We start from the raw sequence: 23,943 nt of genomic DNA on the forward strand, positions 1-23,943 counted from the left end.
CGAGAACATCCATCCTGTAGCCCGGCTACGCGCAGCGCGAGCCGGGTGATTATCATTAATAAAGCAGAGAATAGAGCTGGCGGCGGTACTTCGCGGCCAGCGCGTCGCCGGTGCCGAGTGCGGAAAGGATCTCTTGCAGCAGTTTGCGAACCTCGCCGTTTCCGGCGCCTAAATCTTTTTGCAGATGGCTGAACAGCAGCGCCAGGGCTTCTTCGTTACGCCCCACCTGATGCAGCTGTAATGCCAGTTGGGAGGCCAGCACCGCATCTTCCGGGTTCTGCTCAACCTGCTGCTGCAGCTGCTGAATTTCCGGCGTGTCGGCGGCTTTTTTCAGCAGCTCGATCTGCGCCACCAGCCCCTGATAGCGGGTATCCTGATCCTGCAGCGGCACGGTTTTCAGTACCGTTTCCGCTTCATCGGAACGATGGAGGGCAATCAGCGTTTCCGCCAGCAGCAGGCCGATCTGGCTCTTCTGATTCGACATCTGCCAGGCGTCTTTCAGCAGCGGCAGCGCTTCGGCGTAGTTCTCTTCCTCCATCAGCGCCAGCGCCTGCTGCGCTTTGAGCTCCTCTTCACGCGGCAGGAACTTATCCAGCAGCGCGCGAACCGCTTCTTCCGGCTGCGGGCCTTCGAAGCCGTCGACCGGCTGACCGTTCTGGAACAGGTAAACCGTAGGGATAGCGCGCAGGCCAAACTGCGAAGCCAGCATTTGTTCGGCATCGCAGTCAACTTTAGCGAGGGTAAACAGGCCGTTGTACTGGGCGGCGAGGCTCTCCAGTACCGGCGTCAGCTGCTCGCAATGCTGGCTGCGCGCGGACCAGAAATAAAACAGCACCGGCGTTGTCGCGGATTGCTGCAGCGTCTGGTGTAGATTAGCTTCGGTAATATTGACGATATTCTGTGCGGACATGAGCAAGTCTCTTTAATCGATATTTGTATAGATATATGGGGACGGCGGCAGGTGCTTCAACTCAGCCCTGGATAATTTTGTCCATCGCGCGGGTCGGCAGCAGCCGCTTAAGCAAGGCGACCGCGTGCGTCACCAGGGTTACCGGATAGCGTAGTTTCGGTTTATCGCTGACAAAAGCGTGACGCACTTTTTCCACCACCGCTTCCGGTCCGAGCGTGAAGCGGGCGGCGATACCGGGATTTTCCACCGGCTTATCGGCCTGAGTCTGGTTGACATTGTTGGTGAAGCGGGTGCGGATGGGGCCCGGCTCAATCAGGCTGACCTTAATGCCGCTGTGGCGCAGCTCCATACGCAGCGCATCGGACCAGGCTTCCAGCGCATATTTGCTGGCGGCATAGGCGCCGCGGCCCGGGCTGGAGATAATCCCCATAACCGATGAGGTCATCACGATACGCCCTTCTCCGTGCGGCTCCATGGCCGGAAGCAGTAGCATCGTTAGCTGATGAGCGCCAAAAAAGTTGGCGGAAAACTGCTGCTCCATCTGCCGGCGGCTGACGGTCGGCAGCGGGCCGTAGACGCCGTAGCCCGCGTTGTTAAACAGGCCGTACAGGCGGTTGTCGGTCAGGACAATCACCTCGGCGGCGGCACGTTCAACGCTCTGCGGATCGTCAAGATCCAGCAACACACCGGTCAGCCCCAGCGCCTGCATCCGTGCGACATCTTCCGCTTTGCGGCAGGCGGCCAGCACGTTAAAGCCCTGGCGCTTTAAATCCAGGGCGCTTTCAAGACCAATTCCGCTGGAACATCCTGTAACTAAAACCGATTTTTGCATAACTTTACCTGCAAATGACTCGCTGTTATCAGGAGTCATGATTAACTAAGGGAGCCAGGCGCGTCGCCATCCAGTCGGCAATAAACGGCTGAGCGTCGCGATTCGGGTGAATTCCATCATCCTGCATCCACTGCGGTTTCAGATAAACCTCTTCCATAAAAAAGGGCAGCAGAGGAATATCAAACTCTTTGGCCAGTGCCGGATAAATAGCGCTAAAGGCTTCATTATAACGGCGGCCATAGTTGGCGGGCAGGCGAATTTGCATCAGTAGCGGCTGGGCGTCCGCCGCTTTGATATGCTCAATAATGGTACGCAGCGTCTGTTCCGTCTGCTGAGGCGGGAAACCGCGCAGCCCGTCATTACCGCCGAGCTCAACCAGCACCCAGCGCGGCTGATGCTGCTTAAGCAGGGCCGGCAGCCTTGCCAGCCCCTGCTGCGAGGTATCGCCGCTGATACTGGCGTTAACTACCGGCGTTTTTGTCTGCCACTTATCGTTTAGCAGCGCAGGCCAGGCGGTATTGCCCGCCATACGATAACCGGCGCTCAGACTGTCGCCGAGAACCAACAGCGTGTCGGCCGCCATGGCGCGGCAGGTAAACAGGACCAGAAACAGGAAAGGCAAATGCCAGCGGAAAACATACTTGAAGTTCATCATCTTAAGAAATCCGTCGGTCAGGGTGAGCATCAGCTTTCCATCCTTACCGGAGTTGAGCTGGTTGTCAAACAGGGGCAGACCATCGCCCTGATTGGCGAGTCGGGGTCCGGTAAATCGACGCTGCTGGCGATCCTCGCCGGGCTGGACGATGGCAGCAGCGGGGAGGTTTCGCTGCTCGGACAACCGCTGCACCAGATGGACGAAGAGGCGCGGGCGAAGCTGCGCGCTAAGCACGTCGGCTTTGTGTTTCAATCTTTTATGCTGATACCCACCCTCAATGCGCTGGAAAATGTCGAGCTTCCGGCGCTGCTGCGCGGCGAAAGCGATAGCCAGAGCCGCGGCAGCGCCCGGGCACTGCTGGAGCAACTGGGGCTGGGTAAGCGCCTGCACCATCTGCCGGTACAGCTTTCCGGCGGCGAGCAGCAGCGGGTCGCGCTGGCGCGCGCGTTCAACGGCCGCCCGGAGCTGCTGTTTGCCGATGAACCCACCGGCAATCTCGACCGTCACACCGGGGATAAAATCGCTGACCTGCTGTTTTCGCTGAACCGCGAGCACGGCACCACGCTGATCCTCGTCACCCACGATCCGCTGCTGGCGGCGCGCTGCGACCGACGGCTGCGGCTGGTTGATGGCCAGCTGCGGGAGGAAGCATGATTGCCCGCTGGTTCTGGCGCGAATGGCGCTCACCGTCGCTGCTGATCGTCTGGCTGGCGCTGAGCCTGGCGGTGGCCTGCGTGTTGGCGCTGGGCTCGATAAGCGACCGCATGGAGAAAGGACTTAGCCAGCAAAGCCGGGAATTTATGGCCGGCGACCGCACGCTGCGCAGTTCGCGCGAAGTCCCTGGCGCATGGATTGATGAAGCGCGCCGCCTTGGTTTAACCGTCGGCGAGCAGCTGAGCTTTGCCACCATGACGTTTTCCGGCGATACGCCGCAGCTGGCGGATGTCAAAGCGGTTGACGACACCTATCCGCTATATGGCCAGCTGCAAACTCAGCCGCCGGGGCTGAAGCCGCACGCCGGCACCGTGCTGCTGGCGCCGCGATTAATGGCGCTGCTGAATCTGAAAACCGGCGACACCATCGACGTGGGCGACGCCACGCTGCGCATTGCCGGAGAGGTAATACAGGAGCCGGATGCCGGTTTTAATCCTTTCCAGATGGCGCCGCGGCTGATGATGAACACCGCCGATGTGGCGAAAACCGGCGCGGTGCAGCCCGGGAGCCGCGTCTCCTGGCGCTATAAGTATGCCGGAACCCCGCAGCAGCTGGCGGACTACGAAAAGTGGCTGCTGCCGAAGCTGGGGCCTGAGCACCGCTGGATTGGCATGGAGCAGGACGACAGCGCGCTGGGTAAATCGCTGCAACGTTCGCAGCAGTTTTTGCTGCTGTCGGCGCTGTTAACGCTGCTGTTAGCGGTCGCCGCGGTGGCGGTGGCGATGAGCCATTACTGCCGCAGTCGTTACGATCTGGTGGCGATCCTCAAAACCCTCGGCGCCGGACGGGCGCAGCTGCGCAAACTGATTGTCGGCCAGTGGTTGATGCTGCTGGCGCTGGCGGTGATTGCCGGCGGGGCGATGGGCGTCGGGCTGGAACATATTCTGCTGGCGATGCTTAAGCCGGTGCTCCCGGCGGCGCTGCCGGCGGCGAGCGGCTGGCCGTGGCTGTGGGCGATCGGCGCGATGGTGGTGATTTCCCTGCTGGTCGGGCTGCGTCCCTATCGGCTACTGCTGGCGACGCTGCCGCTGCGGGTGCTGCGCCAGGACGTCGTCGCCAACGTCTGGCCGCTGAAGCTCTACATCCCGATCGTGTGCGCGGTGGTGGTGACGCTGCTGGCGCTGCTGATGGGCGGCAGCCCCCTGCTGTGGGCGGTTCTGGCGGGTGCCGTAGTGCTGGCGCTGCTGTGCGGCCTGGCGGGATGGGGCGTCCTGTGGTTACTGAAGCGTTTGACGTTAAAAGCGCTGCCGCTGCGCCTGGCGGTGAACCGTCTGCTGCGCCAGCCGTGGTCGACCCTGAGCCAGCTGGCGGCCTTTTCGCTGTCGTTTATGCTGCTGGCTCTGCTGCTGGTGCTGCGCGGCGATCTGCTTGACCGCTGGCAGCAGCAGCTGCCGCCGGAAAGTCCTAACTATTTCCTGATTAACATCGCACCGGAGCAGGTGGCGCCGGTAAAAACCTTCCTCGCCGAGCATCAGACCCGCGCCACCGAGTTCTATCCCATCGTGCGCGCGCGCCTGACGCAAATTAACGGCCAGGCAACGGAGGGCAATAAAGATGAAGCCCTGAACCGGGAGCTTAACCTCACCTGGAGCCGCGAGCGTCCGGATCATAATCCGCTGGTTGCCGGTAGCTGGCCGCCAAAAGCGGGTGAGGTGTCGATTGAAGAGGGGCTGGCGCAGCGTCTGGGCGTCAAGCTCGGCGATAGCGTGACCTTTACCGGGGATACTCAGGACTTTAGCGCGAAGGTGTCCAGCGTGCGTAAAGTCGACTGGGAAAGTCTGCGGCCGAACTTCTTCTTTATCTTCCCGCAGGGGGCGCTCGACGGCCAGCCGCAAAGCTGGCTGACCAGCTTCCGCTGGGATAATGGCAACGGGATGCTCACGCAGCTCAACCGCGAATTCCCCACCGTCAGCCTGCTGGATATCGGCGCGATTTTGCAACAGATTGGCCAGGTGCTGACCCAGGTAAGCCGCGCGCTTGAGGTGATGGTGATTCTGGTCACCGCCTGCGGCGTTTTGCTGCTGCTGGCGCAGGTACAGGTCGGGATGCGTCAGCGCTACCAGGAGCTGGTGGTCTGGCGCACGCTGGGTGCCGGTAAGTCTCTGCTGCGCACCACGCTGTGGGCGGAGTTCGCGCTACTGGGCGTGGTATCCGGCGTCGTGGCGGCGATTGGCGCAGAGGTTGCGCTGGCGCTACTGCAAAGCAAAATCTTTGACTTCCCGTGGTCTCCGGACTGGCGGCTGTGGGTGATGCTGCCGCTGTGCGGGGCGATACTGCTGTCGCTGTGCGGCGGCTGGCTGGGGCTGCGTCTGCTGAAAGGTAAAGCGCTGTTCCGCCAGTTTAGCCAGGGATAGAGTGAGTTATATAGCCCGGGTAAGGCGTCAGCCGCAACCCGGGGTTTTCACCCGGCTCGCGCTGCGCTTAGCCGCAACCCGGGAGGGCTTTGGGCCACGGATGCGAGTTGCTATTACAAATGGCCGTGGTTCAGCGCGGTGAGCGGCTCATTAACGTCGAAAACTTTACAGATAACCTCGTTTACGCCAAGCGATTTGAGGCGCGCGGTGTGCTTGTTGAGGTAAGCGAGCGCGGTTTCTTCATTCTCAAAAAGGTAGATCCCGCCCGCTTCCTGATTTTTTTCGTTTTCTGTCCAGACCTTCCAGATAAACCCTGGTTCCTGATTGATGGACTCGGCCAGCTCCACGAGCTGACGGGACATCTCGCTGCCGAAGGGACCGTTAAAAGCAAAGTGCAGCTGCAGTAGTTTTTTCGACATATTTCCTCCATGGATGATGTTTGCGCGGTAATAGACCATTTTAATGACATGGCGATGAAAAGATAACCACAGATTTTCTAAGGGCACAAAATGATAAGTTGCTGATTTTTAACCGCACAAAACATTAAAAACTCAGCAACACGCCATACTCAATCGCAGTTAATATTCAACTGGAAAATATAAGGTTGCTTATTAATCAAGGAAAAAGTATGGCACATAAAATAAAAGCGCTGGCGATAACGATCGGCGCAGCCCTGGCGTTAACCTCTTTTGCATCCCAGGCGGAAATTACGCTTTTAAAACAAGATCCGCAGGCGGGCGATCCGTTAAGCCGGCTTAATTTTACCGTCGGCGGGAGTATCCGTCCCCAGTTCAACATGATGTCCGGCGATGGCGACAAAGGCTCATATAAACGTAATGGTTTCGATGGCGGAACCCGTTTCCGCTTCGCGGCCGACTACTATCTGTTTGATGATATTAGCTGGATCAGCTATTACGAGCTGGGCGTCAATATTCCGGCACTTTTCGACTGGGATAACCACTATGCCGAAGGCGCGAATAACACCAGCCGCCGTATGCTCTATACCGGCCTGAAAAGCGATACCTGGGGGACGTTAACCTACGGTCAGCAGAACAGCGTTTATTACGACGTGGTCGGGGTAAAAACCGATATCTGGGATTACGACATGATTGGCCAGGCGCCGGGTAACGGCATTAACGGCGACTACGATGGCTCCTATCGCTCACGTAATATGCTGAAATATAAGAAAACCGTTGGCGATGTCGATCTTTACGCCTCTTATCTGTTTGAGGACAGCGAATATCTGCCGGGCAACGGTCTGCGCTATAAACGTAAAGGCGGCGGTTCCATCGGCGCGGATTATCACATTATGAAAGATCTGACCTGGGGCGCCGCGTGGAACTATACCCGCGCCGATATGCGTAACCCGTCCAGTTCTGACAGCAAATCATACGATCAGAATATCGTCGGTACCGCGCTAAGCTGGACGCCGGATAACTGGACCTTCTCCTTGGGCGGCGGCTGGTATCAGAACTTCCTGACCACCAAAAAAACCGATGTCCATAACTACTTCGCGGGCGATGCCTGGGGGATTGAGTACTTTGCCGGTTATAAATTCCCGATTGGCCAGTATGCGGTGAAATCTATTCAGCCATACTTTATGGGCGACCGCCTGCAGTACGTGAACGGCCGCAACTATCAGCGTATCGATAACGGCGTCGGCGTGAGTTTCCAGCTGGATTATGGTTTCCGCGTTGACTATGAACACGTCTTCACGTCGAGCACCGACAACCTGGGCGATATGAACCTGGTGCGTCTGCGCTACGACTTCTAAGCGGTAACCATTCCCCGGTGACGCTGCGCTTACCGGGGCTACAGGTTCACCGCCGTCTGCGGACCCGTAGCCCCGCTAAGGCGTTTAGGCCGCAAGCCGGGACAAGAGAGGATGTGATTACGCCGCCAGCCAGGCGGCAACTTCCTGCCAGCTGCCGCGGAAAATAATTTTCTCCGCTTTTTTGCCGAGCTGGTAGCGGTACATCGGATCGTAATACTCATTCAGCAGGGGAACCAGCCAGCTGAAGTGCGCTTCGGTGTCGGCGGTTCGCTGCTGTTCAAGCAGCGCTTTATCAAGCCTGGCGGTGAGCTGGGCAAAACGCTGTAGCCCGAGGCGGCGGCGGATTGCGAACAGGCCATGATGCAGATATTCGCTATACGCCTGCCAGCCTTGTTCTTCGCCGTAGGCCGCCAGGAAATCGCGATGCATACGCGCAAAATACTCTTCCCGCAGTCGTTCAAGACGGATAGCAAACGGATCTTCCACTACCGCCAGCGGCGACTGCGCCATGCGAAGACGCATACACTCCGGCAGGTGATTGGCGCCGATCATATGCCCCTCATCCTCCAGCACCCAGCGCGTCTGCTGCCCGGACTTTTTAAGCATCGCCACGGCCAGATGGTTTTCAAAGGTAGCCTGCTGATACTGCTCCTGGAGGGTGCGACCGAATGAAGAGCCGCGGTGATGGGCAAGCCCTTCGAGATCGATACCGTCAGGTTGAGCGCAGACCAGCTGAGTTTTGCCATTGCCGGTACAGCCGCCGATCAGCACGATAGGGCGCTGTACCAGCTCTTCGGTAAGCTGTATGGCGGCCTGGCGCAGCGCTTTATAGCCCCCGACGATCAGAGGGTAATCCACGCCAGCTTCTTTCAGCCACTGCTGGACGATATGCGAACGCTGGCCGCCGCGAGCGCAGCACAGGTAGCCTTCTGGATAACGCGCGCAGGCCTCTTTCCAGGCGGCGAGGCGGCTGGCGCGAATCTTACCATTCACCAGCTGATGGCCCAGTGCGAGAGCGGCTTCCGGCCCTTGACGCTTATAGCAGGTACCGACGGCAGCGCGCTCGTCATCGTTCATCAGCGGCAGGTTGATCGCTGCGGGCATGGCGCTTTGCCTGAATTCAACCGGGGCACGGACGTCAATCAGCGGCGTATCGCTGGCAAGAATCTGCCGAATATTTTGTGGGACTAATTCCATCATTTAAACCGTTAAGCCATTCAGACGCGTCGCTCGACGCGATAATCCTCCTATTGTACGCGGTGAGCGGCAGGCTGGATTGATTTTTCACGGTGTATCGCTGAATAGCGTCAGGAATCCCTGGATTTCCGGGGCGGAGTGACCGAATAGCGAGGTGATATCCTGCACCGCTTTACCATGATGATCTTTACGCCAGGCGAGGCTCAGAGGAGAGGGAGGACGCATGGTCGGTATCTGCCGGGAAACCAGCTCGCCGCGCGCGATAAGCGGCTGACACAGCGGCTCGGGTAAAAAGCCGATGCCGACGCCGGCGATATGGGCGGCGACTTTGGTTTCGATATCGGGAACCACGATCTCTTTTTGACCCGGCAGGCGCCAGGCAACACGTTTGGTTAATCTCCGCGCGCTGTCTTCAATGTTGACCGCAGGATAGCGGCGCAGCTGGGCCTCCGACAGGGGGGCGGTTTGCTGGCTTAGCGGATGATTCGGCGACATCACGAACAGCCAGGTGACTTCACCCAGCGGGGCGACGGCAATATTCTCCGCTAACGGTTCGGTGCCGGTGACGCCGATGGCCAGCGAAAAGTCATCGTGCAGGAGCGTATCCCAGACGCCCATGTAAATTTGTCGTGAAAAATGAAATTGCGTAAAAGGGTAACGCTGGGTGAGCCAGGCCAGCAGCCGCGCAATAGCCTGAGGGTCATACATCAGGTTATTCACCACAATATTCACCTGGCGCTCCACGCCGTCGTTAATCTGCTGCAGCTCGCCGGGCATACTGTCAATCCAGCCCAGCCACTCTCTGGCCTGCGCCAGGAGATGCATTCCGGCAGGAGTCAGCAGGACGCTGCGCGTAGTGCGCGAAAAGAGAGCGACGCCGGTGTTGTCTTCCAGCAGTTTGATGCGATAGCTAATCGTGGCGGTCGTTTTATAGAGTTTTTCCGCTGCTCTGGAGAAGCTGCCGGTCTCCGCGACGCTGACAAAGGTACGTAGTGTTTCGGGGTCTAGCATCGCCTTATTCCTCGTAATTTAATAATTCGCCCATGATTTTTAAGTATTTTTTCATAATAACCTTCTCAATTATGTGGCTTAAATCAGGTTTTGGAAAATTATTCCAACTTATAGTTGATACCACTTTGAGATGGCCATGAATTGACCGGGACATCGATCACCCTCAAGGTATGAGGAGGGCGACGGTTTTTAATGACTAAGGAATATTGCAATGAAGCTAGAGGTATTGCCGCTGACGCGCGAAGCATTCCGCCCCTATGGGGACGTTATCGAAACGGAAGGGCAGGATTTTTTTCATATTAATGATGGCAAAGTGCAGCGTTTTCACGATCTGGCCATGGTGGAGACCCTGCAGCAGGCTCGCACGCTAATCAGCATTAATCGGGCCCAGCCGGCGGTATTGCCGATTGTCGTCACCGAGCTGGAACGTCATCCGCTGGGCACCCAGGCGTTTGTGCCGATGAACGGCGAAGCCTTTGTGGTGGTGGTTGCGTCAGGAGGCGATGAGCCGGACATGACCACGCTGCGCGCGTTTATCTCCAATGGCCGCCAGGGGGTAAATTATCATCGCAATGTCTGGCATCACCCGCTGTTTGCCTGGCAGAGCGAAACCGATTTTTTAACCGTCGATCGCGGTGGAAAAGATAACTGCGATGTCGTGGAGATCCCGACCGTGGAGCTGAGCTTTGCGTGAGGTTGCACGTGACGCTGTCGATTATCTTGCATAACATGTGGGCGCTTACACACTATTTATGCTCAGGTTTTGAGCCGGAGATAATCGAGGTATGACAGAAGTGAGAAGGCGGGGAAGGCCGGGCCAGCAGGAGCCTTCCGCGCAAAAAGGCGCACAGGCGCTGGAGAGAGGGATCGCGATACTGCAATACCTTGAAAAGAGCGGCGGCAGCTCGTCGGTCAGCGATATTTCCCTGAATCTGGACTTACCGTTATCGACCACTTTTCGCCTGCTTAAAGTGCTGGAGGGCGCGGATTTTGTCTATCAGGACGCGCAGCTAGGCTGGTGGCACATCGGGCTTGGCGCATTCAATGTCGGCTCGGCGTACATCCATAACCGGGATGTTTTATCCGTCGGCGGACCTTTTATGCGGCGGCTGATGCTGATGTCAGGGGAAACGGTAAACGTGGCGATTCGTAACGGCAACGAAGCGGTGTTGATTGGCCAGCAGGAGTGCAAATCGATGGTAAGGATGTGCGCGCCGCTCGGCAGCCGGCTGCCGCTGCATGCTTCTGGGGCCGGAAAGGCGCTGCTGTACCCGCTGTCCCCGGATGAGTTGGTGGATGTGATTGTGAAGACCGGGCTGCAGCGCTTTACGCCGTCGACGATCGTCGATTTACCGGTCCTGCAGCGAAACCTGGATGAGGCGCGCGACCGCGGCTACAGCATTGACCAGGAGGAGCACGTGACAGGATTAAACTGTATTGCTTCAGCGGTTTACGATGATGTCGGATCCGTAGTGGCGGCAATTTCGATTTCCGGGCCAGCGTCCCGCTTAACCCCGGACCGTTTTGTCAGCCAGGGAGAGCTGGTGAGGGAGACGGCAAGGAATATCAGCACCGCGCTGGGACTGAAGCCCCAGGCAGAGTGATCGCCGAACCGACCCGCTCTGAGGAGCGGGAATTTTTAGGCTTTGTTCAAGTTTGGAAAAATTTTCCAATATAGTGAGGTAGTAAAAAATGGCAAAAATGAGAGCCGTCGACGCGGCAATGTATGTACTCGAAAAAGAAGGGATTACCACCGCATTCGGCGTGCCTGGCGCGGCGATTAACCCCTTTTATTCCGCCATGCGTAAGCACGGCGGGATCCGCCATATTCTGGCTCGCCACGTGGAAGGCGCGTCCCATATGGCCGAAGGCTATACGCGTGCCGCAGCCGGTAATATCGGCGTATGCCTGGGGACATCGGGCCCGGCGGGAACGGATATGATCACCGCGCTCTATTCTGCCTCCGCGGACTCGATACCGATTTTGTGCATCACCGGCCAGGCGCCGCGCGCGCGTCTGCATAAAGAAGATTTCCAGGCGGTCGATATTGAATCCATTGCTAAGCCCGTGACCAAGATGGCGGTTACCGTGCGCGAAGCGGCGCTGGTACCGGGCGTGCTGCAGCAGGCTTTCCATCTGATGCGTTCCGGCAGACCGGGACCGGTATTGATCGACCTGCCTTATGATGTTCAGGTGGCGGAAATCGAATTTGACCCCGAGCTGTACGCGCCGCTCCCGGCTTATAAACCCGTGGCGACTCGTCCGCAGATCGAACGCGCGCTGGCGATGCTGCTGATGGCGGAGCGTCCGGTGATTGTCGCCGGCGGCGGGGTGATTAATGCCGATGCCGCAGCGCTGCTGCAGCAATTTGCTGAGATTACGCAAGTTCCGGTCATCCCAACGCTGATGGGCTGGGGCTGTATCCCGGATGACCACGAATTGATGGCCGGGATGGTCGGCTTACAAACCGCGCATCGCTACGGTAACGCCACGCTGCTGGCCTCCGACCTGGTATTCGGCATCGGTAACCGCTTTGCTAACCGTCATACCGGTTCCGTTGAGAAGTACACCGCAGGTCGCAAAATCATCCATATCGATATCGAACCGACGCAGATTGGCCGCGTGCTGTGCCCGGATTTAGGCATTGTGTCCGATGCGAAAGCGGCGCTGGCTCAGCTGGTGGATATCGCGCAGCAGATGCAAAAAGAGGGCCGCCTGCCGCGTCGCGAGCGCTGGGTTGCCGAGTGTCAGGAGCGCAAGCGTACGCTGCTGCGTAAAACCCACTTCGATAACGTGCCGGTCAAACCGCAGCGCGTTTATGAAGAGATGAATAAAGCCTTTGGTCGCGACGTGTGCTACGTCACCACCATCGGCCTGTCGCAAATCGCCGCCGCGCAGATGCTGCACGTATTTAAAGATCGCCACTGGATCAACTGCGGCCAGGCCGGGCCGCTGGGCTGGACGCTTCCTGCCGCGCTGGGCGTTTGCACCGCCGATCCGGAGCGTAACGTGGTGGCCATCTCCGGCGACTTTGACTTCCAGTTCCTGATTGAAGAGCTGGCGGTGGGCGCGCAGTTCAATATTCCTTACATCCACGTGCTGGTAAACAACGCCTATCTGGGCCTGATTCGTCAGTCGCAGCGCGCGTTCGATATGGATTACTGCGTCCAGCTGGCGTTCGAAAACATCAACTCCAGCGAAGTGAACGGTTACGGCGTCGATCACGTCAAGGTTGCCGAGGGTCTCGGCTGTAAAGCGATTCGCGTCTTCAAGCCGGAGGATATCGCGCCCGCCCTGGCGCAGGCGAAAGTCTGGATGAAAGAGTATCGCGTACCGGTTGTTGTGGAAGTGATCCTTGAGCGGGTCACCAATATCTCCATGGGTAGCGAGCTGGATAACGTGATGGAGTTTGAAGATGTTGCCGATAGCGCCATCGATGCGCCAACCGAAACCTGCTTTATGAAATATGAATAAATGAGGTGAACCTATGTTGCGCTTTTCAGCCAACCTTTCGATGTTATTTCTGGAATATGATTTTCTGGATCGTTTTGAGAAAGCGGCGGCCTGCGGTTTTCGCGCCGTTGAGTTTATGTTCCCGTATGATTATGCGCCCGAGGTATTAAAGCAAAAGCTGAGCGACAACCGGCTGGAGCATACCTTACATAACTTACCCGCCGGCGACTGGGCGGCGGGAGAGCGCGGCATAGCCTGTATTCCCGGTCGCGAAGCGGAGTTCCGCGAAGGCGTGGATGCTGCAATCCGCTATGCCAAAGCGCTGAGCAATCGCAAAATCAACTGCCTGGTGGGTAAAACCCCGCCTGGCTACCGCGAGGATCATATTCGTTCCACGCTGGTGGCGAATTTACGTTTTGCCGCTGCCGCACTGGCGCAGGAAGGTATTCTGCTGCTGATCGAACCGATTAATTACTTCGATATGCCGGGCTTTTATCTGAATACCACTCATCAGGCGCTGGCGCTTATTGATGAGGTCGGCAGCGATAATCTGAAAATTCAGTACGATATTTATCATATGCAGCGGATGGAGGGGGAGTTAACCCATACGATGCAAACTTATGCTAACCGTATTGGTCATTTACAGATTGCTGATAATCCGAATCGCGGTGAGCCGGGGACCGGTGAAATTAATTACGATTATCTTTTTAAATTTATTGATAGATCAAGCTATGACGGCTGGGTGGGCTGCGAATATAAACCGCTGACCACCACCGAAGCGGGTTTGACATGGTTTAATCACTACCGCTAATTTTTAATTTATCTTTGGGCAGTATTTATTATTCCAGACGCAGGGGTTTTATTTCCTGACAACAGGAAGGGATAACTATTGCCCGGGTAAATTGAAACAGAAATTCTGAGAGGAAACTTATGAAACTGGGATTTATTGGTCTGGGTATTATGGGCACCCCGATGGCGCTCCGACTTGCCAGGGCAGGCCACGCTCTGCACGTTACTACCATCGGCCCGGTTGCTGACGACCTGCTTAAGCAAGGCGCGCAGCATCTGGCTACCGCCGAGCAGGTTGCGGCGCAGTCGGAGATTATTTTCATCATGGTTCCGGATACCCCACAGGTTGCCGACGTTCTGTTTGGCGAGCGCGGCTGCGCCAAAGCGGCGCTGAAGGGGAAAACCATCGTGGATATGAGCTCTATCTCGCCGATTGAAACCAAGCGGTTTGCGCAGCAGGTGCGCGACCTGGGCGCGGATTATCTGGATGCTCCTGTATCCGGCGGCGAAATCGGCGCGCGTGAAGGCACGCTCTCAATTATGGTCGGCGGCGATGAAAACGTCTTTGCCCGCGTGAAACCGCTGTTTGATATTCTGGGTAAAAACATCACCCTCGTAGGCGGTAATGGCGACGGTCAGACCTGTAAAGTCGCCAATCAGATTATCGTCGCGCTGAATATTGAAGCAGTGTCCGAGGCGCTGGTTTTCGCGTCTAAAGCCGGAGCCGATCCCGCTCGCGTGCGTCAGGCGCTGATGGGCGGCTTTGCCTCCTCGCGTATTCTGGAAGTGCATGGCGAAAGAATGTTGAACCGGACGTTTAATCCCGGCTTTAAAATTTCCCTGCACCAGAAGGATCTTAATCTGGCATTGCAGAGCGCGAAAGCACTGGCACTTAATTTACCGAATACGGCAACCTGTCAGGAGTTATTTAACACTTGCGCCGCCAACGGTGGTAGTGAATTAGACCACTCGTCTTTAGTTCAGGCGCTGGAATTAATGGCCAATCATAAAATATCGTAATAAGAAAATGCTGCCGGTTCCGGCAGCGTTTTTTAAACCTCACGGGTGAATTTATGGATACTATCAATAAAACGGGTATCGACTATTGGAAGAAAATAGTCGTGGTCATGAGTCTGGGCTGGGTGGCAATATGGATTTATCGTACCGTATTAACACCTATTTATCCGGAAATTCAGGCGTCCTTAGGTAACGTCAGTAATGCTGAAATCGGCGCGATTGCCAGCTTCTATTTTCTGGCCTATTGCGGAATGCAGATCCCCTGCGGCATTCTGGTCGATAAGCTGGGACAAAAAATTATGCTGATGTGCGGTTTCTCGCTGTTTATTATTGGTACGTTGAGTATTGCTAATGCGGGAAACCTGACGCTGATTTATATCGGCTCGCTGCTGGCCGGCGCTGGCTGCGCGTCGTTTTTTAGCTCCGCCTATTCGCTCTCCTCGGCCAATGTGCCGCAGGAACGCCGGGCGCTGGCGAACGCCATCATCAACAGCGGCTCCGCCATCGGCATGGGGATTGGCCTGATTGGCTCAAGCATTCTGGTCAAAAGCATGCATATGGCGTGGCAAAATGTCTTGTTTATCGTCGCCGCGATCCTGGTGGTGATGCTCTGCGTGTTTACCCTGGTGATTCGCCGCAAGCTAAAAGAGCCCGCCGTAGCGGAGAATAAGCCTTGCGCAGCGGCTGCCGCTCCGGTCGCTGAAGAGAAATCGGCGCCGCTGTTTTCGCCGCTGCTGTGCAGCGTCTACTTTCTCTATTTCTGCACCTGCTACGGCTACTACCTGATCGTCACCTGGCTGCCTTCTTATCTTCAGACCGAACGCGGCTTTGACGGCGGCGCTATTGGTTTTGCTTCCGCGCTGGTGGCGGTGGTCGGGGTGCCGGGCGCGCTGTTCTTCAGCCATCTCTCGGATAAGTTCCGCGACAGTAAAGTCAAAGTGATTCTCGGGCTGGAGATTGTCGCTGCGGCCATGCTGATGTTTACCGTTCTCTCGCCGAATACCACCATGCTGATGATTAGCCTGGTGCTGTACGGACTACTGGGCAAAATGGCCGTTGACCCGATACTTATCTCGTTCGTTTCCGAGCAGGCGTCAGCGAAAACATTAGGCCGCGCCTTTAGCTTGTTTAATTTCTTTGGCATGAGTTCGGCGGTGGTCGCACCGACGCTCACCGGTTTTATTTCCGACCTGACCGGTTCAAAAGAAATTAGTTTTGTGATGTCTGCCGGGTTGGTTATTACCGGAACGATACTGTTTGCGCTAATTACCTTGCGTAAGAACAAAATACAGTCAAAGACAATCCCAGTATAATAAAAAATAAATAATTAAAATTTGTTGTTCCACATAGCTAAACCTACAAACGTAATCCGATGCGTATTAAGAGGGAATTATGGAACAAACTCAAGACCTGTACAAAGCCAGGGGTTACAGCGACGATCTGCTGCCCAAAGTAGCCTCGCAGCGTAACTGGAAAACATTTAACTATTTTACCTTATGGATGGGCTCCGTACACAACGTGCCTAATTATGTAATGGTTGGTGGTTTTTTTATTCTCGGGCTATCAACGTTTAGTATAATGATGGCGATAATATTGAGTGCTTTTATTATTGCCCTGGTTATGGTGTTTAATGGTGCTGCCGGAAGTAAATACGGTGTCCCCTTCGCAATGATATTAAGAGCTTCTTATGGTGTGCGTGGGGCATTATTACCCGGCCTGCTCAGAGGCGGCATTGCGGCAATTATGTGGTTTGGTTTGCAATGCTATGCCGGCTCGCTGGCATTCCTGATCTTATTAGGCAAACTGTGGCCCGAGTTTCTGACGCTCGGCGGTGATTTTAAGCTGCTGGGACTGTCGTTGCCGGGGATGATCGCTTTTCTGGTTTTCTGGCTGATTAATGTGGCGATTGGTTTCGGCGGCGGAAAAGTTCTCAATAAATTTACCGCAATCCTCAATCCCTGCATCTATATTGTCTTCGGCGGCATGGCTATCTGGGCTATCTCGCTGGTCGGGATCGGTCCGATCCTTGACTATCTGCCGACCGGGGTGGCGAAAGCGGAGCATACCGGCTTCCTGTTCCTGGTCGTTATCAATGCGGTCGTTGCTGTCTGGGCCGCGCCGGCGGTGAGCGCCTCGGACTTTACCCAGAACGCGCGTTCGTTTCGCGAGCAGGCCGTTGGGCAAACCCTTGGCTTAGTGGTGGCCTATATTCTGTTCGCGGTGGCCGGAGTGTGCATTATCGCCGGCGCCAGTATCCATTACGGTATGGATACCTGGAACGTACTGGATATTGTGCAGAAATGGGACAGCTTGTTTGCCTCGTTCTTTGCGGTGCTGGTGATATTAATGACCACGATCTCCACCAACGCCACCGGTAATATTATTCCTGCGGGCTATCAAATTGCGGCGATTGCTCCCACGAAACTGACCTATAAAAACGGCGTGCTGATTGCCAGTATTATTAGCCTGCTGATCTGCCCCTGGAAGTTAATGGAAAATCAGGACAGTATTTATCTTTTTCTCGATATTATCGGCGGCATGCTGGGTCCGGTTATTGGCGTAATGATGGCGCACTATTTTATCGTCATGCGTGGGCAAATTAATCTTGATGAACTTTACACCGCGCCTGGAGATTATAAATATTTCGATAATGGATTTAACGTTACCGCATTCCTGGTAACGATTGTGGCGGTTATTTTATCGCTCGGCGGAAAATTTATCCCGCTGCTCGAACCGTTCTCCCGCGTGTCGTGGTTTGTTGGTGTTATTGTCGCTTTTGCCGCCTACGCCTTGCTGAAAAAACGGGCCCAGCCGAATAACCTGGCGCGCCCCAATGCTGTGAATTGATTTTATTACAACCAGGAAAGTTTATTTCATGGATGAAGCTTCAAGAGCCAAAGCCATTGGTATTGCGGTGTACGTGGCTGCAAACAGAAGTATGGCGGCTTAATCGTCTGTACACATACAAGGAGTTTTATATGTCTTTTGATTTAATCATTAAAAACGGCACCGTCATTCTGGAAAACGAATCCCGGGAAGTCGATATCGCGGTTGCTGACGGCAAAATTGCCGCTATCGGTGAAAACCTGGGGGACGCGAAGCAGATCATGGATGCCACGGGGCTGATCGTTTCGCCGGGGATGGTCGATGCGCATACGCACATCTCTGAGCCGGGTCGTACCCACTGGGAAGGATACGAAACGGGTACCCGCGCGGCGGCAAAAGGGGGCATCACTACGATGATCGAAATGCCGCTGAACCAGCTGCCGGCCACCGTCGATCGAGAGACCATTGAGCTGAAATTCGACGCCGCGAAAGGCAAGTTGACCATCGATGCCGCGCAGCTTGGCGGCCTGGTCTCCTATAACCTTGACCGGCTGCACGAGCTGGATGAAGTGGGCGTGGTGGGGTTCAAATGCTTCGTCGCGACCTGCGGCGATCGCGGGATTGACAATGACTTCCGCGACGTTAACGACTGGCAGTTCTTCAAAGGCGTACAAAAGCTGGCCGAGATGAAGCAGACGGTACTGGTGCACTGCGAAAACGCGCTGATCTGCGATGAGCTGGGCGAAGAGGCGAAAAGAGAAGGGCGCGTGACCGCCCATGATTACGTCGCCTCCCGTCCGGTATTCACCGAAGTTGAGGCGATCCGCCGCGTTCTGTATCTGGCGAAGGTCGCCGGTTGCCGCCTGCACGTGTGCCACGTCAGCAGCCCGGAAGGGGTCGCCGAAGTGACGCGCGCCCGTCAGGAAGGTCAGGATGTCACCTGCGAATCCTGCCCGCACTACTTTGTACTGGATACCGAACAGTTTGAAAAGATTGGCACCCTGGCGAAATGCTCTCCGCCGATCCGCGACGCGGAAAATCAGAAAGGGCTGTGGGAAAAGCTATTCAACGGTGAGATCGACTGCCTGGTGTCCGACCACTCTCCGTGCCCGCCGGAAATGAAGGCGGGCAATATCATGCAGGCCTGGGGCGGGATTGCCGGTTTGCAAAACTGTATGGATGTCATGTTCGATGAAGCGGTGCAGAAGCGCGGTATGCCTTTGCCGCAGTTTGCTCGCCTGATGGCGACCAACGCCGCGGATATTTTCGGCCTGAAGCATAAGGGTCGCATCGCGCCGGGCAAAGACGCCGACCTGGTGCTTATTCAGCCGAACAGCAGCTACGTTCTGCAGGCGGAAGACCTTGAATATCGCCATAAAGTCAGCCCTTACGTCGGCCGTACGATTGGCGCGCGGATCGCCAGAACCCTCCTGCGCGGCGATGTGATCTATGACATCGAGCAGGGCTTCCCGCACGCGCCGAAGGGGAAATTTATCCTTAAGCATCAGCAGTAACGGGGATCCGGTGAATTCCCGGCTTGCGGCGTAAACGCCTTCTCCGGGCTACGAGCCGATTTGTCGCCCGGATAAGGCGCAAGCCGCGACCCGGGGAATCACTTGCCCCATTCCATGCTCAGCGCCTGTTTAACGGCAGGCGCTTTTTCAGGATTCAATCATGGTGGTATTTCCGCTCAATAAACGAAACACCCTGGCGGGATTTCAATGGTTCTTCTTTATTTTCTGCAACACCGTCGTGGTACCGCCGACATTACAGTCTGCTTTTCAGCTGCCCGCCAGCGCGCTGATTACGCTGACTCAGTACGGTTTTATCACCACCGGGCTGGCCTGCCTGGCGCAGGCGCTGCTGGGCCATCGTCGGGCGATTATGGAAGGGCCTACGGGACTATGGTGGAGCACTATCCTGACCGTCACCGTCGGTGAAGCCGCGCGCGGCACTCCATTTGCCAGCATTGCGTCAAGCCTGGCGGTTGGCATCTCTCTGTCGGCGATATTCACCATCATCATCGGCGTGAGCGGCATCGGTCACCGCCTGGCGAAGCTCTTCAGCCCGACGGTCATGGTCTTTTTTATGCTGCTGCTCGGCGCGCAGCTCACCACGATCTTTTTTAAAGGCATGCTCGGGCTGCCTTTCAGTTCGACCCAGGCTAACGTGGGCGTTCAGCTGGCGCCGTTTAGCCTGGCGCTGGCGGTGATGCTGTTGGTGCTGGGGATGATCATTTTTCTTCCGGATGGCATTGCTCGCTATGCCCTGCTGTTTGGCACCCTCGTAGGCTGGGCTGGCTGGTACCTGCTGTTTCGCACTCCGCCCGCCACGATGGCATCCGGGCCGATTCACTGGCAGTGGTTTCCACTTGGCTACGGCGGGGAGTTACGCCCCGGCATTATTTTGACGGCACTGCTGGCGGGGCTGGTGAATATTACGAATACCTACGGCGCAATTCGCGGTAGCGACGTTTTTTATCCCCTGCTGGGCGCCAGCAATACCCGCTACCGACGAAGCTTTATTATCTCCGGCCTGATGACCTTAATAACGGTTCCGCTCAGCGTGGTGCCGTTTTCGCCTTTTGTTTCATCGATAGGTTTATTAACCCAAACTGGAGAGACTTCGCGCCAGCCGTTTATTATCGGCTGCCTGTGCTGTCTGCTGGTGGGACTATTTACGCCGCTGACCCACTTTTTTACCACGCTGCCTTTGCCGATTAGCAGCGCGGTCATGCTGGTCTCCTATCTTCCGTTGTTATATTCCAGCTTATCTTTCAGTAAACAAATCACCTTCACCGCACGAAATATCTACCGGCTGGCGCTGCCGTTATTTATCGGCATCTTTTTAATGGGCCTGCCGCCGGTCTATCTCCAGACGCTGCCCCTGACAATTCGACCGCTATTAGGCAACGGCTTATTAATCGGCGTGCTGCTGGCGGTGGTGATGGAAAATCTCATTCCCTGGGATCGTATTAAGTAATGACATTAAAAAGGATGAACCATGAAAATAATTATTGCACCGGACTCTTTCAAAGAAAGCGTAAGCGCCAGCCGCTGCGCCCAGGCGATTAAGGCGGGCTTTACCTCTATTTTCCCGCAGGCGGAGTGCATCTGTCTGCCGATCGCCGACGGCGGCGAGGGGACGGTGGAGGCAATGGTTGAGGCCACCGAGGGTAAAATGGTGATGCTGCCGGTCATGGGGCCGATGGGCGATTTTGTCGGCGCTTTCTATGGCCTGAGCGGCGACGGACACACCGCGTTTATTGAGATGGCGGCGGCCAGCGGACTCATGCTGGTTCCCCCCGACGAACGCAACCCCCTGCAGGCCACCAGCTACGGCACCGGTGAGCTGATTCGCCATGCGCTGGACGCCGGCGTCCGTCACATAATTCTCGGTATTGGCGGCAGCGCCACGGTGGACGGCGGAATGGGGATGGCTCAGGCGCTGGGAGCACGCTTTGTTGATGAACGCGGCGAGAGCGTCGGCCTCGGCGGCGGAGCGTTAGAGCGGCTGGTCAACGTTGATTTACGCGATCTCGACCCGCGACTTCGCGAGTGCCGGATTGACGTAGCCTGCGATGTGGATAATCCGCTACTCGGCGAACGCGGCGCGGCGGCGGTCTTTGGCCCGCAAAAAGGGGCCTGCGCAGGCATGGTCGCCGTTCTGGAGCGCGGTTTAGAAAATTACGCTCAGGTGCTGCTGGCGGCAACCGGTCAGGATGTGACGGCGATGGTCGGCGGCGGCGCGGCCGGCGGGATGGGCGCGGCGGCTCGCGTATTCCTTAACGCCACGCTGAAATCGGGCATTGATATTGTGCTGGAGGCGGTTCATCTGGAGGAGGCGCTGCGCGATGCGGACCTGGTGATCACCGGCGAAGGGCGTATGGATTCGCAAACCGTCGGCGGCAAAGCGCCGGTTGGCGTGGCGCGGATCGCCAAAAAGCACGGCATTCCGGTTATCGGCATCGCCGGCGTGCTGGGTGACGGCGTCGAAGCGGTGCATCAGCATGGTATTGATGCGGTCTTTAGCATCCTTCCCGCGCTGGCGCCGCTGGCCGAGGTGCTGGATCGCGGCGAGCAGAATCTTTACGCCTGCGCGCGCAATATCGCCTGCGCCATCAAGCTTGGCCAGACGCTGCCTGCCTGAATAAAAAATGCCACGGTTCACACCGTGGCAAAATCCAACATAGCTAAACAAAAAAGTGAATTCTGGGCGTTTGATAACCAACCTGTTTGAACACTGCGCCCGCGTTTTGGCGGCTGGCGCCTTACCCGGCCTACGAAATTGACGATAGCAAAAAGTTGTACTGAATCCGTAGGCCCGCGTCAGCGGGCAATAGTAACGTTTGCAGCTTGTCAGCCATCAGATCTCAACGTCGCGGTTGCAGTCTTTTGAATAGATGTAGCTGAACGTTTCCCGTCCGACGCCGTATCCCGCCTGCAGGGAGTAAGCGCCCATAAAGATATAATCGCCTTGCTTGACCGGAACCCAGCTGTTGTCGAGGTTATACACTCCCTGGCCGGAGAGAATATAGGCGCCATGCTCCTGGACGTGGGTTTCAATGTAGCCGTGGCTGGCCCCCGGTGCGAAAGAGAGAATATGCATATTCATATCGAAGCCCAGCTCTTTTGGCAGGAAATCGATCAGAATAACGTCTTCCATTCCTTCATAATGAATACGCTCCAGCTGGCTGACGTTGCCGGTGACCAGATAAGGCGCATGGCCCTCTGTCGGAATATAGCGGCGCTTATAGAGGAAGAGCTGGCTATCGGCTGAATGGTTATTACTGAAAGTCATCCGCTCACCCGGCGGGCAGTAAAGATAACCGCCTTCGGTCAGCGCGAAGGATTTACCCTGAGCCCCGGCGATGATTTCTCCCTTAATCACATACAGGAAGGTCTCGATGCCCTCGCCGCCAAAACCGCTTTGATGACCGCCGTTTTCATGCAGCGTGACCAGATAATCAACAAAGGTGGCGCCTAATTTCGGCGTTGACAAAATAGTCACATCGCAATGTTCAAAACCCGGAATAACGTTCTTGACCAGACCGTCTGGCGTCAGCAGCGCGTAATTGCCGTGGCGCACGATGGAACGGCTGGCCAGTAAATCATCGCGATAGCCAAGCACATTATTTAAATAACCCATGATCGTTTCCTTATTCAGTCCAGGCCAGTTGATGCAACATTAAGGCGAGCGTTTTTACGCCTTCCGCCAGATCCTCGATATGCGTGCTTTCCGCCGGGTTATGGCTGATGCCTTTGATGCTCGGCATAAAGATCATGCAGGTCGGGAAGCAGGGAGCGAATATCTGCGCGTCGTGTCCCGCGCCGCTGTGCATCACGCGGAAATTCACCTTCTCTTTTTCACAAAGCGCGGTGAGCTGGGCCACCAGCTTCTTATCCATGGGAACCGGAGCCTCATCCATCCACAGGTCGATCTCAATGCCGATATCCATCTCCTGGCAGATCCGCCGCATATCGGCCTCAATGACCTCAGTAAATGCCGTTAACTCCAGAGCATCGGTATGGCGGCAGTCCATAGTGAAGACGGTTTTGCCCGGTACCACGTTGACGGTATTCGGCTGCGGGTCGACTTTACCGAAGGTGAGCACCAGCGGGTCACCGTGGGCTTTTGCTTTGGCGATAGATTCGCAGCAGATACGGCTAAAGGCGTGGACGGTATCGCGACGGTAGCCCATTGGCGTCGTGCCGGCATGGTTAGACTCGCCGGTGAGGGTGATGGTGTAGCGACGCTGTCCGACTATGGCGTTGACCACGCCGATAGACTGCTTGTTGGTTTCCAGCACGCGACCCTGCTCAATATGCAGCTCTACGAAGGCTTTAATATCCCGGCGCGGCGCCAGCGGAGCGCCGGGTAGGCTGAAACCGCACTGCTTCATGGCATCGATAAACGCCACGCCTTTAGCGTCTTTAATTTCGCGTACGTCCGCTGGATTAGCGATGCCGACGATATTTTTGCTACCCCAGAAGACGTAAGGGAAGCGGCTACCTTCTTCTTCCGCTAACGCCAGCACTTCCACGGTGCGCAGCGGCGCCCCGTAGGTCTCTTTTAGCCAGCGAACCGCCAGCCAGGCCGCCAGCGCGCCGAACTGGCCGTCAAGATTGCCGCCGTTAACGACGCTATCAATATGCGAACCGCTGAGGATAACCTCATCGGGAAAGCGCGTGCCGGGCAGGCGACCATAGAGGTTGCCCACTTCATCAAAGCGCGTTTCCAGTCCGCTTTCGCTCATTCTTTGCTTGAATGCCTGCTGCGCCTGCAGCCATTCTGGCGAATAGAGCAGGCGGGTTATGCCCCCGGTCGGGTCGGCGCCGAAAGAGGAAAGCCAGGGCAATGTCTCTTCTATTGCCTGTCGAAAATAATGAGCCATACGCAACTCCTGTATTT

The 23,943-nt window shown here is 56.3% G+C and carries 21 protein-coding genes; 13 read left to right on the forward strand and 8 right to left on the reverse strand.

Annotated elements, in window-relative coordinates:
- Window positions 1-55: 55 nt before the first annotated feature.
- From IAE27_RS01235 to tesA, 3 genes are all read right to left on the reverse strand, one after another.
- Complete coding sequence (locus IAE27_RS01235) at window positions 56-910, reverse strand: co-chaperone YbbN (RefSeq protein WP_135800039.1); 855 nt, start codon at window positions 908-910, stop codon at window positions 56-58.
- Between the two features lie 61 nt (window positions 911-971).
- Entirely contained in the window at window positions 972-1,781 is an 810-nt protein-coding gene (locus IAE27_RS01240) for an SDR family oxidoreductase (RefSeq protein ID WP_187326126.1), read from the reverse strand.
- On the reverse strand, window positions 1,771-2,394 hold the full coding sequence (gene tesA, locus IAE27_RS01245; RefSeq protein ID WP_032692296.1) for a multifunctional acyl-CoA thioesterase I/protease I/lysophospholipase L1: 624 nt from the start codon (window positions 2,392-2,394) through the stop codon (window positions 1,771-1,773). Before tesA ends, IAE27_RS01240 begins: the two co-directional genes overlap by 11 nt.
- Here tesA and ybbA point away from each other — a divergent pair.
- Window positions 2,365-3,051: a putative ABC transporter ATP-binding protein YbbA gene (gene ybbA / locus IAE27_RS01250; protein WP_004099723.1), complete on the forward strand. Its 687-nt coding sequence runs from the start codon at window positions 2,365-2,367 to the stop codon at window positions 3,049-3,051. The genes tesA and ybbA overlap by 30 nt on opposite strands.
- Window positions 3,048-5,465, forward strand: coding sequence for a putative ABC transporter permease subunit YbbP (gene ybbP / locus IAE27_RS01255; RefSeq protein WP_154022498.1), 2,418 nt, complete (start codon window positions 3,048-3,050; stop codon window positions 5,463-5,465). The genes ybbA and ybbP overlap by 4 nt, the downstream gene beginning before the upstream one ends.
- Window positions 5,466-5,578: 113 nt before the next feature.
- Here the strand turns inward: ybbP and IAE27_RS01260 are convergent, their stop codons facing one another.
- Entirely contained in the window at window positions 5,579-5,884 is a 306-nt protein-coding gene (locus tag IAE27_RS01260; RefSeq protein WP_004099728.1) for a monooxygenase, read from the reverse strand.
- Window positions 5,885-6,093: 209 nt separating this feature from the next.
- Between IAE27_RS01260 and IAE27_RS01265 the strand changes: the two genes are divergently transcribed.
- The gene (locus IAE27_RS01265; RefSeq protein WP_004111059.1) at window positions 6,094-7,239 is read left to right on the forward strand and encodes a porin; all 1,146 of its coding nucleotides are present in this window, start codon (window positions 6,094-6,096) and stop codon (window positions 7,237-7,239) included.
- Between the two features lie 117 nt (window positions 7,240-7,356).
- Here IAE27_RS01265 and mnmH read toward each other — a convergent pair whose 3' ends face one another.
- Together mnmH and allS are read right to left on the reverse strand one after the other, a co-directional pair.
- Window positions 7,357-8,436: a tRNA 2-selenouridine(34) synthase MnmH gene (gene mnmH / locus IAE27_RS01270; protein WP_200091656.1), complete on the reverse strand. Its 1,080-nt coding sequence runs from the start codon at window positions 8,434-8,436 to the stop codon at window positions 7,357-7,359.
- A gap of 87 nt (window positions 8,437-8,523) precedes the next feature.
- Window positions 8,524-9,447, reverse strand: a complete 924-nt coding sequence (allS, locus tag IAE27_RS01275; protein ID WP_049128173.1) for an HTH-type transcriptional activator AllS — start codon at window positions 9,445-9,447, stop codon at window positions 8,524-8,526.
- A gap of 211 nt (window positions 9,448-9,658) precedes the next feature.
- Between allS and allA the strand changes: the two genes are divergently transcribed.
- From allA to glxK, 10 genes are all read left to right on the forward strand, one after another.
- A complete protein-coding gene (gene allA, locus IAE27_RS01280) occupies window positions 9,659-10,141 on the forward strand; it encodes an ureidoglycolate lyase (RefSeq protein ID WP_154022499.1) in 483 nt (160 codons plus the stop codon).
- Between the two features lie 91 nt (window positions 10,142-10,232).
- Window positions 10,233-11,051: an HTH-type transcriptional repressor AllR gene (allR, locus tag IAE27_RS01285; RefSeq protein WP_004099742.1), complete on the forward strand. Its 819-nt coding sequence runs from the start codon at window positions 10,233-10,235 to the stop codon at window positions 11,049-11,051.
- Between the two features lie 88 nt (window positions 11,052-11,139).
- Window positions 11,140-12,921 carry a glyoxylate carboligase gene (gcl, locus tag IAE27_RS01290; RefSeq protein ID WP_053064666.1) on the forward strand — a complete coding sequence of 594 codons (1,782 nt, stop codon included), beginning with the start codon at window positions 11,140-11,142 and terminating at the stop codon, window positions 12,919-12,921.
- Window positions 12,922-12,934: 13 nt separating this feature from the next.
- Window positions 12,935-13,711, forward strand: coding sequence for a hydroxypyruvate isomerase (gene hyi, locus IAE27_RS01295; protein ID WP_108704121.1), 777 nt, complete (start codon window positions 12,935-12,937; stop codon window positions 13,709-13,711).
- 119 nt (window positions 13,712-13,830) lie between these two features.
- The gene (gene glxR / locus IAE27_RS01300) at window positions 13,831-14,709 is read left to right on the forward strand and encodes a 2-hydroxy-3-oxopropionate reductase (protein ID WP_016808721.1); all 879 of its coding nucleotides are present in this window, start codon (window positions 13,831-13,833) and stop codon (window positions 14,707-14,709) included.
- 53 nt (window positions 14,710-14,762) lie between these two features.
- The gene (locus IAE27_RS01305; RefSeq protein WP_200091529.1) at window positions 14,763-16,019 is read left to right on the forward strand and encodes an MFS transporter; all 1,257 of its coding nucleotides are present in this window, start codon (window positions 14,763-14,765) and stop codon (window positions 16,017-16,019) included.
- A gap of 79 nt (window positions 16,020-16,098) precedes the next feature.
- The gene (locus tag IAE27_RS01310; protein ID WP_004099750.1) at window positions 16,099-17,553 is read left to right on the forward strand and encodes an allantoin transporter; all 1,455 of its coding nucleotides are present in this window, start codon (window positions 16,099-16,101) and stop codon (window positions 17,551-17,553) included.
- A gap of 131 nt (window positions 17,554-17,684) precedes the next feature.
- Window positions 17,685-19,046, forward strand: coding sequence for an allantoinase AllB (gene allB, locus IAE27_RS01315; protein WP_154022501.1), 1,362 nt, complete (start codon window positions 17,685-17,687; stop codon window positions 19,044-19,046).
- Window positions 19,047-19,206: 160 nt separating this feature from the next.
- On the forward strand, window positions 19,207-20,514 hold the full coding sequence (locus IAE27_RS01320) for a uracil/xanthine transporter (protein WP_154022502.1): 1,308 nt from the start codon (window positions 19,207-19,209) through the stop codon (window positions 20,512-20,514).
- Between the two features lie 21 nt (window positions 20,515-20,535).
- Window positions 20,536-21,681 (forward strand): glycerate 3-kinase, encoded by a 1,146-nt coding sequence (glxK, locus tag IAE27_RS01325; RefSeq protein WP_004099756.1) that lies wholly within the window; start codon window positions 20,536-20,538, stop codon window positions 21,679-21,681.
- A 216-nt stretch (window positions 21,682-21,897) separates the two neighbouring features.
- Here the strand turns inward: glxK and allE are convergent, their stop codons facing one another.
- Window positions 21,898-22,680 carry a (S)-ureidoglycine aminohydrolase gene (gene allE, locus IAE27_RS01330; RefSeq protein WP_004111069.1) on the reverse strand — a complete coding sequence of 261 codons (783 nt, stop codon included), beginning with the start codon at window positions 22,678-22,680 and terminating at the stop codon, window positions 21,898-21,900.
- A gap of 10 nt (window positions 22,681-22,690) precedes the next feature.
- Entirely contained in the window at window positions 22,691-23,926 is a 1,236-nt protein-coding gene (gene allC / locus IAE27_RS01335) for an allantoate deiminase (protein WP_049128585.1), read from the reverse strand.
- Window positions 23,927-23,943 lie beyond the last annotated feature (17 nt).

The organism is Klebsiella sp. S69 (assembly GCF_016516145.1).
GTDB classification, from domain to species: domain Bacteria; phylum Pseudomonadota; class Gammaproteobacteria; order Enterobacterales; family Enterobacteriaceae; genus Klebsiella; species Klebsiella oxytoca.

Bases quoted from the DNA above. Each gene is read 5' to 3' on its own strand.
- IAE27_RS01235 (WP_135800039.1), bottom strand. From the start codon at position 910: ATGTCCGCACAGAATATCGTCAATATTACCGAAGCTAATCTACACCAG.
- IAE27_RS01240 (WP_187326126.1), bottom strand. From the start codon at position 1,781: ATGACTCCTGATAACAGCGAGTCATTTGCAGGTAAAGTTATGCAAAAA.
- ybbA (WP_004099723.1), top strand. From the start codon at position 2,365: ATGCCAGCGGAAAACATACTTGAAGTTCATCATCTTAAGAAATCCGTC.
- tesA (WP_032692296.1), bottom strand. From the start codon at position 2,394: ATGAACTTCAAGTATGTTTTCCGCTGGCATTTGCCTTTCCTGTTTCTG.
- ybbP (WP_154022498.1), top strand. From the start codon at position 3,048: ATGATTGCCCGCTGGTTCTGGCGCGAATGGCGCTCACCGTCGCTGCTG.
- IAE27_RS01260 (WP_004099728.1), bottom strand. From the start codon at position 5,884: ATGTCGAAAAAACTACTGCAGCTGCACTTTGCTTTTAACGGTCCCTTC.
- IAE27_RS01265 (WP_004111059.1), top strand. From the start codon at position 6,094: ATGGCACATAAAATAAAAGCGCTGGCGATAACGATCGGCGCAGCCCTG.
- mnmH (WP_200091656.1), bottom strand. From the start codon at position 8,436: ATGGAATTAGTCCCACAAAATATTCGGCAGATTCTTGCCAGCGATACG.
- allS (WP_049128173.1), bottom strand. From the start codon at position 9,447: ATGCTAGACCCCGAAACACTACGTACCTTTGTCAGCGTCGCGGAGACC.
- allA (WP_154022499.1), top strand. From the start codon at position 9,659: ATGAAGCTAGAGGTATTGCCGCTGACGCGCGAAGCATTCCGCCCCTAT.
- allR (WP_004099742.1), top strand. From the start codon at position 10,233: ATGACAGAAGTGAGAAGGCGGGGAAGGCCGGGCCAGCAGGAGCCTTCC.
- gcl (WP_053064666.1), top strand. From the start codon at position 11,140: ATGGCAAAAATGAGAGCCGTCGACGCGGCAATGTATGTACTCGAAAAA.
- hyi (WP_108704121.1), top strand. From the start codon at position 12,935: ATGTTGCGCTTTTCAGCCAACCTTTCGATGTTATTTCTGGAATATGAT.
- glxR (WP_016808721.1), top strand. From the start codon at position 13,831: ATGAAACTGGGATTTATTGGTCTGGGTATTATGGGCACCCCGATGGCG.
- IAE27_RS01305 (WP_200091529.1), top strand. From the start codon at position 14,763: ATGGATACTATCAATAAAACGGGTATCGACTATTGGAAGAAAATAGTC.
- IAE27_RS01310 (WP_004099750.1), top strand. From the start codon at position 16,099: ATGGAACAAACTCAAGACCTGTACAAAGCCAGGGGTTACAGCGACGAT.
- allB (WP_154022501.1), top strand. From the start codon at position 17,685: ATGTCTTTTGATTTAATCATTAAAAACGGCACCGTCATTCTGGAAAAC.
- IAE27_RS01320 (WP_154022502.1), top strand. From the start codon at position 19,207: ATGGTGGTATTTCCGCTCAATAAACGAAACACCCTGGCGGGATTTCAA.
- glxK (WP_004099756.1), top strand. From the start codon at position 20,536: ATGAAAATAATTATTGCACCGGACTCTTTCAAAGAAAGCGTAAGCGCC.
- allE (WP_004111069.1), bottom strand. From the start codon at position 22,680: ATGGGTTATTTAAATAATGTGCTTGGCTATCGCGATGATTTACTGGCC.
- allC (WP_049128585.1), bottom strand. From the start codon at position 23,926: ATGGCTCATTATTTTCGACAGGCAATAGAAGAGACATTGCCCTGGCTT.